Here is an 18,784-nt window from a genome sequence, read left to right as displayed (position 1 = left end):
GTACATGCCAGACCCTTCAATTTCTGCAGAGATTGATGTGGATATTACTCGCTCACTTCCATCGGCTTCAAGAGCATACCACCTATGTCCGTCTGCTTGGTCTTCACTTGTTACAGTAGTGGAGTTAGTACGTAAGCAAAAACCGACCACATCTGGAAATGTAATTTCAGGACCTAGGTTTATGGAGGTTCCAGTGCGGTAATCAAAATAAGGTCCGCAGTTGATTACTGCAGATGTTGTTTGAAAGCTCTCTGTAGCACAGAATGCTACCTCACCTATTTCATTGTAGGGAGTAATCTTCACAAATATTTCCGTATCTGCAGGTAACCCATCTGGAGATTCATAACTAAGTTTATTGCCTACATCTACATTGTTGAGTATTTCATGACCATTTTCTGAAGTGCCAATAGAAAGAAAATAGCCGGTAGCAGTTGGGGCATAATCCCAAACGAGTTCTGTCTCTGCGGCAATGTTCGAGCTATTATCCAGCGGACTTGTCAATGTTGTACATTCAGGTACTTCAGTTACAGCAATGGTTCTAAAGCTTTCAATATTGCAAGTGGTAAAATCTTGCCCTGCCTTAAAATAGCCTATCGTCACATATATCTGTGTATCTGCGGGTAAACCTACTTCAGGATAATAAAAGTTTTGCTGCCCTGATGATCTACGATTCAATATTTCTCCACCTCCAGGAGTAGTTCCTAATGACACTACATAACCAATAATATTTGGAATAGCCCTCCACCTAATAGGAGAATCTACAGCAACATCAACAGAGCCGTTGATTGGTGTACTAAGGGATGAGCAGGTCTGCCCATTAATTTTAATTGTACCTATTACTACAAATGCAAATAGCAAAATCTTTATCTGTTGATATCTGAGTTTCCGAATTTCCATTTATAGTAGTCGCTGAATCTTGACCTGAAAATTATAACATTTAATGTAGTTATCCTTATGATCAAGTTATGGACAAGATACCATAAATTGTAAATGATAATAGATGACATCGATGAATTTTAAAATTCATCGATAGACGTATTTACAAATCCCTTTTTTTCAAAATGGCATAGGACGAATAAATAAAAAAGGTAGTCCAGAAAATTACCAAGAGAATTTCATACCAATGAACCCCATAATCGAATTCAAAACGCTCCCCCATTTGAGCAGCTACAGATTGTACAGCTTTTAACCTTGAAAATGGTTCATTGATTAGATTGGCCATTGATTCCAAAGGAAGTAAACTTTTAATGGTTGAGGCCGTTTCCCATGAGACTAATTTCCAACCTAGAAATCCATATATCAATTGCTCAATGATCATCCAAAGGATTAAAAAACCAAGTGCAAAGGCAGACCTTTTTACCAATATTCCTAGAAAGAGACAAAAAGAAAAGAATCCTAAAAGCTTTACAAAGAAGGCCAGTAGAAATTCTAAATCAGAAAAAATAATGCTCATCTCATTAAAATCAGAATAAGCAAGTCCCAATATCATGGAGACAATAAACACAAAAATGGTGGAAAGAAGTGAAAAAGCCACTACAGTCAAAAACTTGGAAGCTATAAACTCTTTTTTGGAAAGACCGTCAATGAGGTTTTGTTTGATCGTCTTATTACTGTATTCATTGGACATCATGGATACGATAACTATGGCAAGAAATAACTTGAAAAGTGCGGTGATAAAAGTATTGAAATGCCAGATATAGGGAAAATTGAAAATTCCTTGTTCAGCCAAATGAAATTTAACAGGGCCGATATCAAATTTGATGGATGCAAAAAGCGCTATGGAAGTAAGCAAAATAAAATAGGCAAGAATAAGGACTTTACTGGACCTATTGTTCCAGAGTTTAATAAATTCAATTTGTAGTAGCCTTGTCATCATTGGGCATTTTTAGTAAGTGTCAAAAACTGTTCTTCTAAACTCTCTTTTCTTTTTACTAAATGTGATAGTACAATACCTTGATCGAAAAGGGATGAATTTAATTCGGTAGCACTCATTTCTTCTTTTAAGAAGGCAGTGATCATCTCATTGTTAATTTTGATTTCTCCAAAGCTTGCGTGCTTTTCCAGGTACACCTGCAACTTTCCAAAGTCTGCAGTTTTTAATTCAAAAAAACCGTGGCTGACCAACATACCGTCAACCCTACCCGAATATAATTTTTCACCTTTTCTTAGAATGATTACGTGCGAACATACCTTTTCCACTTCGTCTAGTAAATGGGATGCCAAAAGAATGGTAGTTCCTTTAGCGGCTATTTTCTTTATGATCTCTCTAATTTGGTGAATACCTTGTGGGTCTAAACCATTTGTGGGTTCGTCTAGGATAAGGATTTCGGGATCATTAAGTAGGGCAGAAGCAATTGCCAAACGTTGCTTCATACCTAAGGAAAATGTTCTGAACTTACTGTTTTTACGTTCCAACAGTCCTACTAGCTCTAATTTTTCCTCGATTTTTTCATTTGAAACTTCCTTTATCCTGCAGACCAGTTTTAAATTTTGAACGGCGGTCATGTACGGATAAAAATTAGGACGTTCTATGATGGCCCCGACCTTCTTAAGCGCTTGGTGAGTAGAAGTGTTACCATCAAACCATTTGAAGTCACCCGATGTTTTATTAACAACGTTCAATACAATACCAAGGGTGGTACTTTTGCCACTACCATTAGGACCCAGAATGCCGTAGACATTACCTTTTTCTATGGTAAAGCTTAAGTTTTTAACGGCGGTTAATGCTCCAAATTTTTTGGTAAGGTCGTGAACGGAAAGGATGGTTGCCAATATAAACTTCTTTTAAGGTTCCATTTACTTGACGAGTTGTGAGGCCTATTGTTACACTATGGGTTAATTTTTGTTGGTTCTATAGGTGATTCTCCTATTTGTGATTACGGTTCTTATCCTTGCTGTTAAACGGGCTGAATCGGATATCGTTTCTCCGCAGATATAATTATTGTTCGTAATAATGACCCTATACAGATAATTGGTCATATCAAGGGTAGGGCCTAGTACTGTTAGCTCGTTCGTAGAAGTGCCAATATACAGGGTGCCATCTGTAATGTTAGTAAAACTAATACCATTGTCAACACTCAATTGCCATTGGTAATTATCTGCATTCGATGCATTTACATTAAAATTGGCATTGTCGGGAACGAAAACGGAAACATCAGCAGGGTGTCCTAAAATATTGGGAGAAGAACCAATTTCTTGAAAGTCATAACTGCCATTAGTGTTGTTGTCCACAGGTACGTTATAAGAAGCCGTTGTCACTGTTCCATCACTGTTCACGGATGGGTTGCCGGAACCGTACCTACCATCATCCCCGCCATCGGCATTAGCATCACTATAGGCCTCATTGGCATCAGTACAACCATCCCCATCACTATCCAAATCCACTCTGTCCTCTATGCCATCGCCATCCGTATCGCTACACCCGCCTGCGGCAACCAAGCTTACATTGTCTAAAAAAAACTCATCGTGTGGCTGTGATGCCGAAAATCCTTCAAAGAGAATTCTTGCCGAATTGGAACTGGCGGTATAAAGAAAGGTTACGGTTTCAGTATTTGATAAATTGCCACCGCCTGTATCAGCCGTATCACCTCCGTTGTCAATACTCATTTGGTCGGATAGTTTGGTATACACTAATGTTCCATCAATATAGGCCCTAAAAGTACTTGAATTGGAATACGTCGAAATAGTGCCAACATCAAAAGAAAATAAATAGGTTGTGCCATTTGTAACTGTAACATCTTGATACAAGGGGTAAGTTCCCGTATTATAATCTTCATAAAAAGCATAGAGACCAGACCCAGGTTCCTGCCAATTGCTACCATCAGGAGTCCAACCATTATAGTACCAAGAAGAAAAATCACCGTTGAACACCAGATTGGTTCCACCTTCACCTGAAGCACATTCTACAGAATCCAATATCCCATCATTGTCATCATCTAAATCATCGCTATCCGAAATACCATCCAGATCGCTGTCATTATGGACGATAATGCTTGCCGTTGGAGTATCTGTAGAAGTGTTGGAGTCTATTTGGTCCTGCGTGTGCGTAGCAGTGTTGATGTAGCTTTGTAACTGCGTATTTACGGGTAATTCGTTTGCTGAAGCTACTAATATGATGGATTGTAATTCGCCAGCGTTGAGTGTACCAACGGTCCAATTTGGATTGTTCCAAGTTCCGACAGATGGGCTTGCGGAAACTAATGTGAATCCAGACGGCATAACATCAGAAACTATTAAATTGGTAACCGGATTCGCTCCTAAACTTTCCACGGTAATGGTAAAGTTTACCGTTTCGCCCTCTAAAACCTCAGATTTGTTAGCTGTTTTTTCTATGATTATGTCCGGATCGCAATAATAAGCGGCAATAGGTTGGGAATCGTAAGTACAACCACCTTTTGTTACCCTTACAAAATAATCACCGGCTTCATTGGGCGTATAACTTGATAAAATGGCTCCGGGAACCAATGTGCCGTTTTGATACCATTGATAGGCATCAAAATTTGCATCTATGACCTCTATGGTCGCACCAGGTAAGCATCCACCGCCCATGACTTGCAAGTCAACTTCTGGAACGGTATCAAAACCGGAAAAATAACCGGCAACACCTCTAGCCCCATTAAAACCTATAAAGCCTACCGCTATAGGTCCGGTGGAATGTACACTCACATTTCCGGTCAAATTGGGAACATAGAAGGTTTTCCATAACGGCGTTCCTGCTACGCCGCTTGAAGAGGGTAAGGTTACGGGTCCGTTTCCGTCCGTAACGGTTATATTACCATCTGGGGTAGAAGTAGAGGCAACTATGGTAACGCCACCGGTAATGGTAACGCCGGCTACATTTCTAATGTCTGGAATATTGTCCATCGTATCCGGTAATAAACAGTTGACCGGTGCCACAAAATTTAAGCCTTGCGTATATGGTTTATCGTCACCGCCTATACATTGGTAGGCATAGGCATCTTTTGAGGTGGTAACGAACATATTGGCGCCTACGGAATTGGAGGAATAATGGCTACTGGGAATTTCAAAATAATCTCCGTTGTTAATAGTAGCTATGGGTGTAGCGGAACCATTGACAAAAATTTCCGTATTGTTCTGGGTTCCAATAATGAGCGGGAACTCCGTCCAGCCATTTGAATTTCCGTTTCCTCTTATAAAAACGTATTCTTTTCCAATTCTGTTTTCTGGAACAGGTTGGTCAATTCCTGCGTCCCTATTGGAATTATTTGCCTGTCTACCATAGTTTAACGACCCATTGCTAATAACTATATCTTTATCTGAAACAATACTGGCTCCTAGCCAACCTTGACTTTGAGCTGTTGAAAATGTATTGCCTAAATAAGCCTCGAACACAAATGATTCATTTGCATTTAATGTTATTTGATAGGTATCCGAAGTAATTCCTGATGCATTGTTACCCAATCTAAAAACACAATTGGGGTCATAACCCGAAACATTTATGGTTGTATTGTTTTCGGTAGCCATGATTCCCAAAGTATTCGATTTTGAAACATGGGTCCCTAAATTAGGCACACCGCCCCATTTAAATTTCCTACCCATGGCCGCCCTACCTTTTGAAGTGAGGGAAGCACCCTGTGATCCTGACTGACCACGGTAATTTACGTAAAACCTTTCCCCATTCGGAGCCTCAAAACGGAGTCCGCCATTTGTCAGCACAACCCCGGTATTGCCATTATCGACTAAAGTAATATTGTTATTTCCATTGGCCAAGCTATAAACGGCCGGTGCGGCGTTGGATATTGTAAACGATGTTAAAACAGAAGTACTTGTGCCCCTGTACACATTTACGGTAAACGCAGCAGTTTCTGGAGTAGATAAATGTACTTCCTGTTGTTGAATGGCTTGATTATTATCTCCTTGTTTTAAGGGAGGAAGATAATGAAGGTCACTCAGCTGGGCAAAAGCGCCCATGCTGAGCATAAAAGTCAAAATAAATAACCTAAGTTTCATTCAGTATTATCTGTATAAGGTGAAGTGACCAACAAACTCACGAGTATCTGCTTCGCCGTTCATTTTTATGATATACCAATAATCTCCTGAAGGTAAATTGCTGTCTTGGTAAATACCGTTCCAGCCATCTGAATTATCTTGGAAAGTGTAAACGGTCCGTCCATATCTGTCATAAATACTGATGTAAATATTTGGATACACCTCAATATTCCTAGGTTTCCAGATATCATTCTCTCCATCGCCATTTGGAGTAAAGAAATTTGGTATTTCGATATCTATGAACTCCATAAAAATACTTGCGGATACTTCACAACCATTTTCATCAACCACCGTAACGATATAGGTATCCGTTTTGGTAATATGGAAGATGTTGTCCTCTCCGTTATTAACGTCTCCAAAATAGATGGTGTAGTTCTCTCTACCACCTTCTACAGTTGCCGTAATTTCATTAATATTACTTTGGGTTACCGTTAGTTCCAATGGAGCAAAGTATTGAACTTCAAATTCATGGGTGGTAATACAACCGTTTTCATGGGAAATGGCAATATAATGGGAACCAGGCTCCAGGTCCCTGAAGAAAGGATTTAGTTGCATTTCCATTGGGTCCATGGTATCTAGGCCAAATAAAACTTCATTTTCCAGACTAGGGTCTTCCAGAACTATATTCACATAATTGTTAGGGCTGTTTCCATTACAACCGTAAATGGCCTCTACCGTAGCGTTGAGATTTACCCCGGATTCTATGGTGACCATTAAATTATCTTCACATCCTTGAGCATCTTCAATGAAAATAATATAATCACCTGCTGCCAAACCAGAGAAATCGGTTCTATTCTCAACAAAATTGGATTCAGTGGAAAGTCGAGTGCTATAGGGCCCTGTACCGCCAGTTATCGTCAGTTCTATAGTACCATTTTCCTCGCCTACGCAAATCTCAGGAGTAGTGGTGGAAGTAACCTCAAGAACTTCAGGTTCTACGATGGTAGCTTCAATGACTTCAAAGCAACCATTCGAATCTTGAACAATAATGGTATAATCCCCAGGAGCCAACTCATCAAAAACAGCTTCATCAAAGAATTGGTTCAAGTTGGGAGAAATAGCATATTGGTAGCTTCCGGCACCACCGGTAGCATCAATCTGGATACTGCCATCTTCAGCCCCGTTACAACTAACGTTGATTGCATTGGCCGAGACAACCAATGGTGTGGGCTCTGCAATTTGAATTCTAGCCGAAATAAATTGGCAATCGCCACTCTGTACTCTTAAATAATAGTCGCCAATAGCCAAATCCGTGAATAGTCCGTTTGTTTGATTCGGTCTTACTTCGTTTATGAGACCTGAATCGCTAAACAGGGCATATTGGTAATTTCCTAGGCCTCCGTCGGCCTCAGCGTGAATTACCGCAGTGTTGTCCCCATGACAAGCCACTCGGGCTGCAGATAGGTCAAGGATAGCCGTTAAATCTTCTATTTCGTTAACGTTTACCGAATTGGAAAGTACGGATACACAATTGAAGCTGTCGCGAATATAGTACTGATAGCTGCCTTGGGTTACATTCGTAAATAAATGTGTATTGGCTCCACCAGAACTGTTCATAGCGTTAAAGTTAATACCATCAACACTCCACATGTAGGGTGCCGTGCCTCCTGATGCTGTCAACAATAATTCCGCATTATTCTGGCAGGTCATCATCTGGGCGGTGGTCAATAGACCTTCCACTTCCGTAGGCTCTACAACTTCGATAATGGTTGTTTCAAAAGAACAGTACATATCATCGAAAATAGAAACGCTATAGAAACCACTGGTCAAATTATTAAAAGTACTGCTTGTCTGGGATGCCGAAGCTACTAGCAATTTGCTTCCGGATAGGTCATCATAGCTATTTAAAATGTATCTGTAATTGGCAGTAACATTTCTCGGGTTGACAGAAGCCGTTACCGATGCGTCATTATCACCTTCGCAAACCAAATCCGTATTGGAAATAGATGCAGTTATAGGGTCGGGAACTACCAAATCAAACGCATTGTTAAAGTTGGCAACACAGCCCAAAGCATCTGTAATTTGAATGTTGTACTGACCGGCACCTAGGCCTTGGAACAAGAAGGAATGTACATCATTAGCCATATAGTTGGTTCCGGAAGCATTATGGGTCATAACAATCTCGTAAGGTGCCTCGCCACCAGTAGGTACTATTTGGGCACTTCCCCTATTGTTGTTACATCCAACTTCTTCTGTAATAATGGGGTCTAGAGCAAGTGGGGCCTCCGGTGTGGCAATACTAAAACTTCTTGTTTGTGTACACTCTGGGAAGCCGTCTTGTGTCACTTCTACCGTGTAATTTCCGGCGGGTACAAAAATAGCTGGGGTAGGACCTACGTTGGCAGAACTTCCTGATTGAACAGGTGTTCCAGAGCTATTGAAAATGGTATAGCTAAATCCACCTGCATAAACGGCATCAACAACCGTCAATCGAATGCTTCCATCTCCTCCGTGGCAAATAACGTCTGATAATTTCTCTACCGTAACATCAAAAGTATTAGGTTCTTCTACCGTGTGGCTTCTGGTAATCTCGCATCCCGTAGTTACATTTCTGATTCCGAAGGTATATGTGCCAGCAGAAAGATTCATGAATTGATTCGATGCTTGATAAGTAACCGATGGTAATTGTCTAAACTCGTAATTGGCCGGATTGGCACTATAGTTAGTGAATGTACTGATTACATCAATACTGATGTCCTCACCGCTATTGACACAGTCAATATTTCTATCCACCGAAATGGTGGCATCTACCAAGGCATCGTAAGCATTTACCGTCACCACATGTTCCGCAGGGCATCCTTGATTATCATAAACACGTACCATGACGTCTCCACCATTTACATTGGTATAGGAGTAAAGAGCACTGTTACTATCTTGAAGCACATTATTCGTAGCATCATCAATAAAAACAAATCGATTGTAGGTACCAGTACCACCAGTAATACTAGCTGTATTTATGGAAATTGTAGCATTATCCACGTCATTATCACTAGAACAGCCGAACTGTACCACGTTTGGAACATCAAATGCAAGCACGGCATTTTCACCTATGGTGGAATTTATTACTGTTTCACAACCATTTGGACCTGTACCGGTAATAGTATAACTGTTACCTGGTAGGTTGATGAAGGATTGTGTTGCCGCATCCCAACTAGCACCTACGGGCATTGGACTTAAAGTATAAGTCAATGGGTTGTTACCATTATTTACCTGACTTAGTTCTATACGGCCATCATTGGCACCCGGGCAAGATACGGCGGTGGGGTCAGCAGTAAATTGTGGAACTATAGCTGTAGGGACTTCCACCGTTAATGAACGGTTACAAACAGGACTATCCGTACCCATATCATAGACATTCACCGTATACGTATCCGCAATCGTCAATTGAACATTTTGAGGATTCGTTGCCAAAACTTGACGGGCTATGGCAATGCCAGAAGCGCTATCCAACACTTCAAATTCATAGTTGCCTGAACCAGCAGATGCTTCTACGGTAATCTCAGCTTCATTACCAGGTCCGCAACCCAATTGAACATCTAAGGCCGCTGTAGCCTGGAGGGTAGGATGAACATCTCTGTTAAGATTATCGGTACAACCAGAGGCATCCTTCACATAAATGTCGTAATTAGCAGCAGGCACATTGTTAAACACATTGTTGGTTTGGTAGTTACTACCTCCATCAATGGAATACAAAACAGTTCCTGTTCCAGAAGCAGTTATGGTAATTGTAGCATTGGCATTGCAATTATCGATATCGATGGTGGTAATGGACGGTGCTGCCATGAAATTCATGGTAACCGAACCCAACGAATAACTACAACCATATTGGTCTTCAACGCTCACATTGTAATTTCCGGCAGGTGAATTGGCAGGTATTTCTATTGGATTATCTCCTGAAGCGGTGATCGTCGTAAAAGTACCGGGTCCTGTAACGGTATAGAAATAGGTTCCGCCACCGCCTTGAACATTATCTATTTCGATAAGTCCCGGATTTTCACAACTGATATCCTGAATAGATTGTGGTGTTCCGGTAATAACATCCAATTCATCTAAAAGCATATTTTCACTGGCACTGATACATTGTGGTGTTCCGCCGGCATCAACCTCCTGTACTTCAATGTAATATTCATTAGGTGCTAGACCAGTAATCTGAATGGCACTTGAGTAGGCTACCACACCACCGCTGTTGGCTATTACGGTACCCGTAGTGTCGTATAAGAACCATTCCATACTAGGTTCTGTACTACCATCATTGTCAACGATAGTATAGTCTAGTACACCGTTGGTGGTACCGTTACAAGCCGGTGTTACCACCGCTGAAATTTCCATTGGATTGGTAACAATGTCATTTACATTCACGCTACTTTGCCTAATACAGCCAACATTATCACGAACGTAGAAAGCGTATGTTCTACCTGGTACCAAATTCGTAAAGGTATGGGTAGCTCCTGCTGCGTACGGAGTTGTCCATGGATGCGTAGGCGCTGCAGGGTCAAAATTGGCCGGGTCTTCGGAATATGTATATTCATAAGGAGCCGTACCATTTTGCCCTCGAACACTAACTTGTAATTCGTTACAATTAACAATTATAGGTAATACGGTAATATCCAAATCATCTAGAGGATAAGGGATGGTATATCTTGGGAAATCCGTTTGACAAATGGTGTTTCCGCTGCCGTCTATGGTTCTTAAAGAAGGGTAAACCTCTTCCCCAGAAAGGTAGCCTCTAAACTCATCCGAAGACTGCCATGTAGTACCGCCATCAGCACTAAATTCAATGGTGCCAACTGTTACAGGGTAATTGTCAAAGTCAAAACCGAATTCACTGGCCAGACCGGTACAGTTTGCTGGTGTAACACCGTTGATGTCAGCTGTTAACTCTGCAGGTTCGTCTACAATGATCCCCGATTCGGTTTGAGAGCATCCGGCAGCATCAGTTATAATGATGTCATAGGTTCCCGCTAGTAGATTATAAAAAGTTCTATCCGCAGATACCACATCGGTATAAGTTTGGTTTGCAGTTCCATGGGTTACATCTACCAATTCGTAATCGTAAGGTGCTAGTCCACTCGTGATAATGACTTCAATGCTACCATTACCTCCAAAGCAGTCTGCATCAGTTGGTGTAGCGGTGTACGTTAAACTTGGATTGGCCTGAACCTCTTCGGTCACCATTTCAGTACAATAACCCGGATTACTAAAGTTGTCCCTTACATAGATGTCGTACTGACCAATATCTGCTAGTGGAACATTAAAAGTATTGGAAGGTGCAAAATCACCATCGGTAACTGTATTTCCGGATGGTACAAAAGCGAACAAATAGGTTCCTGTACCGCCCACGGCCGTTGCCGTTAGGGTACCGTCTGCGCAAGAACTGGCATTGGTAACATCAACAGACAAGGTTAAATCCGGTTCAATGACAACATTTTCTAAAGGAGAAGCACAACCAAATTGGTCCATTACTTCCACATCATAACTTCCATTGGAAAGTCCGTTAAACGTGAATGATAAAGAAGTGCTAGGAGTAGGTGTCTGCCATGCGCCGCCGTTCAATCTAAAGGTAAAATTGCCATTGCCTCCGTTGGCTGTTGCGGTGATGGTGGCATTGTTTTGGCCATCGTAGCATTGCGTAGCCGAAAGACCTAAGGTCAATGCGTTAGGAGCAGTAACGGTCACAGGTGAAGTTGATACAACTTCACAATTGTTGGTGTCACGAACCCTCACAACATAATCTCCTGCACCTACATTTAGGAAAACTGGACTGGATTGAAAGGCCCTTTCTGGGGTAGTGTCCGTTCTTTCCAATTGATATTCATACCCAGGAGTGCCCTCGGTTGCAGATGCTTCTAGAGTGGCCCCCGAATTGTAACAAGTGAAATCTGCCGTCTGTACCAAGGAAGCCGTCAAGGCATTTGGAGAGGTAAGGGTAACCGAAGTCGCAGATGTAGCTGTACAAGTGTTGTCGTCTATTTTTCTCGCCATTACATTGTAGCTGCCATCTCCTAAAGTAGCCGGAGTGGTAAATGGCGAAGTCGTTTCCGCTATCCATGTGGTACCTCCATCTAAAGAATACTCATATCCAAATGCAGCATCAAAGTTGCTCACCTCAAAGCGGATATTTCCATTGTTGGAACCATTACAAGTAGGAGAGGAGCTACCTAAGATAGCTACTTCAAATTCTTTTCCTGATTCTACAACTACGGTCAAATCTTGTGTTTTTTCACAAACCTCAGGTACTTGTGTAGCGTGAATGTCGTCTAAGATAAGGTCGTTACCATCGGCGCTGTTCAAATTGGTTTTAAAGATGACACTTACATTGGTGTTTGCACCTGGGTCAAAAGTAAAACTGTAATCGTGCCAGCTATCGGCATCGGTGTTTTTAGGAATATCTCCGGTGGTAGCCGAACCTAAAACGGTACCTGAGCCGTTCACTAATTCTACCAATACATCTGGATTGTTTCCGTTGGCCGTTACTCTACGTAAGTTATAAGCCGAGAACGCTACTGTAATCGGTCTGTTGGGAAGCACTTCTAGATTTTCCCTTCTCCAAAGAATGGAGTCGTCTACGTTATCATGCACTCTAATGTCTACAGCCAAGAACCTACCATCGGCTAAGCCTGTATGGTCATTAGGACTTCTCCATGCCGAAATAGGGTTGGTCACAAAATTGGTCACTGTGTATTCCCCACTCACCAAAATGCCTGCAGGACCTAAATTACAGGCCGTTTCAGAACCATTTTGCGGTTCGTAGCAATATCCCGGGCCTATTTCCCCGATTTGTGTTGTGGCACCAGTTCCAAAATTCTCAAAAAACAAAGTACTTTGGTCCGCACCCAAAGCACTGGAATAGCCAACGGTAATGGTGTGGGTGCCTGCAGCCACATTGCTGAAAATGTTGGAATCTTCAGGTGTATTAGGAACGGTATTGATTCTATAGGTATAATTGAAGTCGGTAGTATTATCCGTATTTACCGTTACTTCGCCAGTTCCGTCACAATTATAGGTAATTGCTGAATCAAGATTTGGATCTGGGGTCTCATTAGGTACGGTCAGTTCCATATCAAACGTACAACCAAGGGCATCTCTAAGAACCAATTGATAGGTGCCGGCAGTTAGTCTGCTATTATCTGTAGCGGTAAAGTTAGAACCTCCATCAAAGCTATATTCATAAGGAGACTGACCTCCATTAGGGTTCAGTATTTTTACTAGGGCGCCGCTTGGGTCGCATGAAGCATCTTCCACAATGGTAGCGGAGCCCGTTAACCTGAATGGTTGGGTGATTTCATAGTCGATACTTTCTATACATCTGCTATCTACGGTTCCACTAGAATCTCTAACGGTAACGGTATAAATTCCGGCAGTTAAATTGTTGAAGAAGTTCTCATTTTGATAGGTAACACCGCCATCCAAGCTATATTGGTAAGGAGCGGTGCCTCCGGTAGCATTTATGGTCAATGTTGAGGTGGCAGAATCAGCACAAAGGATATCGGTATGTGAGGCGGTAACGCTCACTGCTCCCAAATCATCGACTTGAACGCTGTTTGAAAGCGCAAAACAGCCATTGTCATCCTTGACCACAAAAACATATTCACCATCTTCATTAGGGAAGTAGGTGGCAGGATTTCCTCTATATCCAAAGTAGAAATTAGTACTGCCCACAAAGTCGGTATCTGGAATACTTGCGGTATCGGTATAATTTAAAACTCCATCTTTACTCCAAATTGCATATTGGTGTCCGGTAGTTCCTCCGGTTACAGCAAGATTCACCACTCCGGCACTACAGGTGATATGACTTTCGGTATTTGCAGTTAATCGTAATTCCGGAATTTCATTTACGGTAATGGTCTGGGTGTCAGCACAACCATCTGTGGTGGAGGTTACAACAATATAGTCACCTGGCGCCACACCTGTAAATGTATGGGTGTTGTCTGCTTTTACGAGTTCCGAGGTAACAAAACTACCTGCTCCGCCATTACTTCCGTCATCAATGTATAATTCATAACTATAATCCGGAAGCACGTTGAGTGCTTGAACACTAATAGTACCCTGTTCATCACAATCGGCCGTAGTACTGCTAAGGTTTACTTCATAATCCCTTCTTTGGATACCTATATCTTCGGTTTCAAAAACGCAGCTATTGGCAATCGGCATACCTGTTGAAGGATTCAACTGGGTAGCCTGTACCTTATAAGTTCCGTTGTTGGTAATGTCAAAATTTGGTCCCTGTCCAGCGCTAAACGGAATCTCTACAGCGTCATTGGTTACGTTAAATAATTGATAACCGTAACCGCTGGTAGGGTTGGTTATGCGAATACTTCCGTTGGTATTACAAACAATGTCTGTAGGTATATAAGCAATATCCAATGTATTTTGGAAAACATTGAAATAAAATCTACTAAAACACCCATTTTCATAGGCGATTACCACGCGATAGCTACCGCTTTCGGTAACCGTATAGTTGTTCTGTACTACCAGATTATTCCAAGTACAGGTTCCATTTTTATTGGCACAGTCGTCACCAGCTGAAGAACAACTGCTTTCGTCCAATTTCTGCCAAGTGATGCTTTGGGCGTCCGTAATTCCTAATTGCAAAAGAGCACTGTCATTGGATCCACAGAGGAATATTTTTGGCAATTCATCCCCATCAATGGAACAAGTGACAATTTCGCCCTGTAAATCATTATCAGGATTGGAATCACCATTTACCTGATTAAAGTAATCTACAATAGGATTGGTCTGAACATCTCCAAAGCGATTGACCCTAATTCTTTCAATATGGTCGTCACAGCCAGAAGCAGCCGTTTTTTCTACGATATAATTTCCTATGCCGGTCACCACCATTGTTCTTGGGTCTGAATCTGGGTCACCATCATTTAATAGGGTATCTGAACCGTCTATTTGACCATTGTTATTGTTGTCAATGGCCCAATTGTAAGAAGTGAATCCTTCACCAGCGGTTAGGGTTACAAAATCACCACAAAGAAGTACCGATCTAGCTACATCGCAATCTTGCAAGGCATTGGCCAAACTATTGGTTGCTACTTCTTGGTCCGTAATACAAGCTCCTGCAGGATTACTGCCATCTTCATCTGAGAAGGTACTGGTATTCGTAATTCCTTGATAAGTAGCATAAGCATGATTTTCCAATTGAGAGGCACAGGCCGCTACAAATTCTGAACAGTCACCCGAAACAGTAACCTCAATGTTAATTTTATATTCAGGGTCACCTATTTCCACTAAATTATCGGGAATGGTAAAAGTGACCGTATGGCTTACAGGGTCGTAACTTTCTGTAACTCCGGGAGCGTTGGAGTAATCAAAGCCCTCAACTGTTACTCCGTTAGGAAGTACATTTCTAATAGTGAAATTGGTCGCGTCATCATCACCGTTATTCTGAAACCTGATGGCATAGTTGAAGGTTTGGCCCAAACTAAGTTCTTGCCCGTTGATATCTGCACCGCCTAAATCCTCAGAGGTGTTGCCAAGAATTATAATTGGGGCAAATACCTGTACGTAAGAGGCATCGATGACCGTTCCGTCGCTTGGGTCTACCGAAGGCACTCCTGTTCCGTATTCTCCACCATCTCCACCATCGGCATTATTATCCTTATAATATTCGTTAGCGTCACTACATCCGTCTCCATCACTATCCAAATCTAAATGATCTGGAAAGCCATCCATATCAGTATCCAAATTGGCACAAAAACCAGAAAAGGAAGCGGTATTGTAAGATAAAAAAGCCACATCGGCACTGGAACCAAGCTCCAATCGAAGGTAAGCGACATCACTCAAACTTGCGGCTGGAACATTGAACTCAGATAACTCAACAGTCGCCAAGCGATAATCTCTTGTTGTATTATTAAAAAAGACACTTCCGTTGGCATGATAAACATCTAACCTATAAGAACCTACCACGCTGTTAAGGGCTCCGCCACTTGAAGCTAGCACGCGAACAGCATTCCCTAAGGGTGCTCCCGTAGCATCATATAAACTTACGGTATGGCCTACACCACTTGGGTCGGCCACTTGGGTCAGCAATATATCAGGAATTCCATCTCCTACATTAGTGGCTACAATAGGGTCTATTTCGTATACCCAAGTATCACCAACATTGGCAATACCGGTTCCGAGGTCTAATCCGTTCTGTCCATTGGTTAATAACGGATTTAAGGGGTCGGTGGCTGGGTCGTTTACAACTGTCAAGCCATGGGCATTGTTGGGATCCCCATCATTTAAGCTGGCTTCCAAGGTGGCTTCGCTATAAATATTTCTTGACGGGGCTAAGGCCATCCACATTGATTCGGTGGCTGAAATATCGGCAGAACCGTCATTATTGGTATCAATGCCGTCTAACAATCCATTACCGTTGGAATCATAGACGTCATCATCTAAAACTCCAGTGGTGAAAGTGGTACCTCCAGAGGTAAAAGCCAATAATTCATGTGATAAGTTAGGCAGTAAAGGATTTCTGGAAGATGTAGAACTTCTCCATAAATCATTAAAGTTGGTGAAAATCTCGGTAACTGCGGTACCTCCTTGTACCGTGCTTGACGGCGAAGAGAATACGACGTCATTGGAAATGACGCACATTTGTTCAACGGTGTCTAAAATTCCATCGTTATCATCGTCCAAATCTACACTATCTACCACCCCGTCATTGTCAAAATCGTTATGCACAATCAGTCGTGCGGAGGGGTTGTCCTTTGTAATATTGGTATCCGTTTGATCTTGTGAGTTGGTAGCAGTATTGATGAGGTTGAGTAGCGGCAAGATGTCAATTTCATCCGCTTGTACCTCCAAGTTTAAGAAGGCTGTTTCTCCTCCATTTAATGTACCAATGTTCCATGTATTTCCACTCCAACTACCTGTAATGGTCTGGGCACTTATTAAAGTAAGCCCAGACGGAATATTGTCGGTAATTCTGAGGTTGGTCAAGGGGCCAACCCCTAAATTTCGTACTCTTATGGTAAAAGTAGCTCTTTCACCTTCTCTAATTTCAGGTCTATCCACTGTCTTATCCAAAACAACATCAGGGTCACAATAATAAGCTGAAATTGGCTGAGAGTCGTAGGTACAAGGTCCTTTGGTGCCGCGTACAAAGTAATCTCCCGCAACGGTTGGGGCAAAATTTTCACTATTGGCTCCGGGTATCATTTCACCATCACCAAACCATTGATACGCATCAAAGTTGCCGGTTGCCTCAAAGATTTCAGAACCTACAAAACAACCGCTGCCACCTCGTATTTCCAAGTTCACCACCGGAACGGTATCAAATCCTGAAAAATATCCGGCAACGCCACGTGCCCCGTTCAAACCAAAAAATCCGACCGCAATGGGGCCGGTGGATTGTACGCTTACGTTCCCTGTTAAATTGGGAATAAATATAGTCTTCCAGTCACTTGTCCCGGCGACGGGACTGGACGGAGGTAGGGTTACGGGACCATTACCGTCCGTAACCGTAATATTTGCGTCTGGGGTTGCCGTTGCGGCTACAATGGTAACGCCGCCATTTACCGTAGTACCGGCCATATTGGTAATATCTGGAATATTGTCCATGACATCTGGCAAGAGACAGTTTACGGGGGCTACAAAATTGAGTCCGTGTGTGTACACCGCAGAGCCGCCAGCCATTGATTGATAGGCATAGGCATCTTTCGAAGTAGTAACCAACATATTTGCCCCGGCAGAACCGCTTGAGTAAAAAGTTCCTGGTATTTCAACATAATCACCATTATTAATGGTAGCGAAAGGAGTATTGGAGCCATTGACATAAACCTGCGTATTATCCGCAATACCAATGATTAAAGGAAATTCGGTAGCATTGGTACCGTTACCTCGAACAAAAACATATTCTTTACCCAATCTATTTTCAGGAACTGGTTGGTCAATAGCGGCATCGCGGTTTCCGTTATTTAATTGCCTACCGGTATTCATTCCACCGTTACTGATGACAATACCTTTGTCCGATTCAACTGTTGCACCTATCCAACCATCAACGTGAGCGGGACTCTCAGAAAGATAGGTTTCAAATACAAAAGATTCGTTGGCATTCAAGGTGAGGGTATAGCTATCATTGGTTAGGCCGTCTGCATCGCCTTGAAGCCTAAATTCACAGGCTGCATCATACCCAAAAAGTCTAACAGTGGTATTGTCCTCTGTCGCCATAATACCCAAGGTATTGGATTTGGTATCGTGTGCACCTAAATTAGGCAGTCCGCCCCATTTAAATCTAGTTCCAATGGCCACCCTACCTTTTGAAGTAAGAGATGCGGCTTGAGCACTGGAATTACCCCTATAGTTTACATAAAACTTGTTGCCGCTTGGTGATTCAAATCGGAGACCGGCATCATTTAAAACTATTCCTGTATGGTTGTTGTCAACTAGGGTAATATTATTGTCACCATTAGGCAAGTTGTAAACCGCTGACGCTGTATTGGAAATATTAAAGGAAGTGATGGGCGTGCCACTGGTTCCTCTGTATACATTTACTGTAAATGAGGTAGGTTCAGGTGTTGATAAATAGATTGCCTGTTGTTGAACCGCTTGATTATTCCTACCTTGCTTTAAGGGCGGCAGGTAATGCAGGTCACTTAACTGCGAAAATCCTATATGGGAGAAGAAAAGGAAAAATGCTAATAGAAGTAAATTAATTCTAGAATGGCTCCACGTATTCATCAGCTTAGCTTGGTTTAATTTGGGTATTACAAAGTAAGTGACCAATTAGGAGTTGCGTAAATTAATGTTGCGAAGGGGTGTGTATTTGTTGTATGCCGAT

5 protein-coding genes are annotated in these 18,784 nt (G+C 42.1%); all 5 read right to left on the bottom strand.

What is annotated here, in order from left to right; genetic code table 11:
* Window positions 1-858: hypothetical protein (locus BIZ36_RS19525; RefSeq protein WP_187459554.1), on the bottom strand; the 858-nt coding region annotated here is incomplete at its 3' end.
* A 181-nt stretch (window positions 859-1,039) separates the two neighbouring features.
* On the bottom strand, window positions 1,040-1,876 hold the full coding sequence (locus BIZ36_RS19520) for an ABC transporter permease (protein ID WP_222937481.1): 837 nt from the start codon (window positions 1,874-1,876) through the stop codon (window positions 1,040-1,042).
* Complete coding sequence (locus BIZ36_RS19515; RefSeq protein ID WP_187459553.1) at window positions 1,873-2,772, bottom strand: ABC transporter ATP-binding protein; 900 nt, start codon at window positions 2,770-2,772, stop codon at window positions 1,873-1,875. Before BIZ36_RS19515 ends, BIZ36_RS19520 begins: the two co-directional genes overlap by 4 nt.
* A 63-nt stretch (window positions 2,773-2,835) precedes the next feature.
* On the bottom strand, window positions 2,836-5,970 hold the full coding sequence (locus BIZ36_RS19510; protein WP_187459552.1) for a DUF11 domain-containing protein: 3,135 nt from the start codon (window positions 5,968-5,970) through the stop codon (window positions 2,836-2,838).
* A 6-nt stretch (window positions 5,971-5,976) separates the two neighbouring features.
* Window positions 5,977-18,684 (bottom strand): T9SS type B sorting domain-containing protein, encoded by a 12,708-nt coding sequence (locus BIZ36_RS19505; RefSeq protein WP_187459551.1) that lies wholly within the window; start codon window positions 18,682-18,684, stop codon window positions 5,977-5,979.
* Window positions 18,685-18,784: the final 100 nt, after the last annotated feature.

Origin of the sequence: Cytophaga sp. FL35 (assembly GCF_014349235.1) — a bacterium.
GTDB lineage: Bacteria > Bacteroidota > Bacteroidia > Flavobacteriales > Flavobacteriaceae > Euzebyella.
The sequence above is the reverse complement of the archived record's forward strand: the minus strand, read 5'-3'. Positions and strand labels throughout refer to the sequence as shown.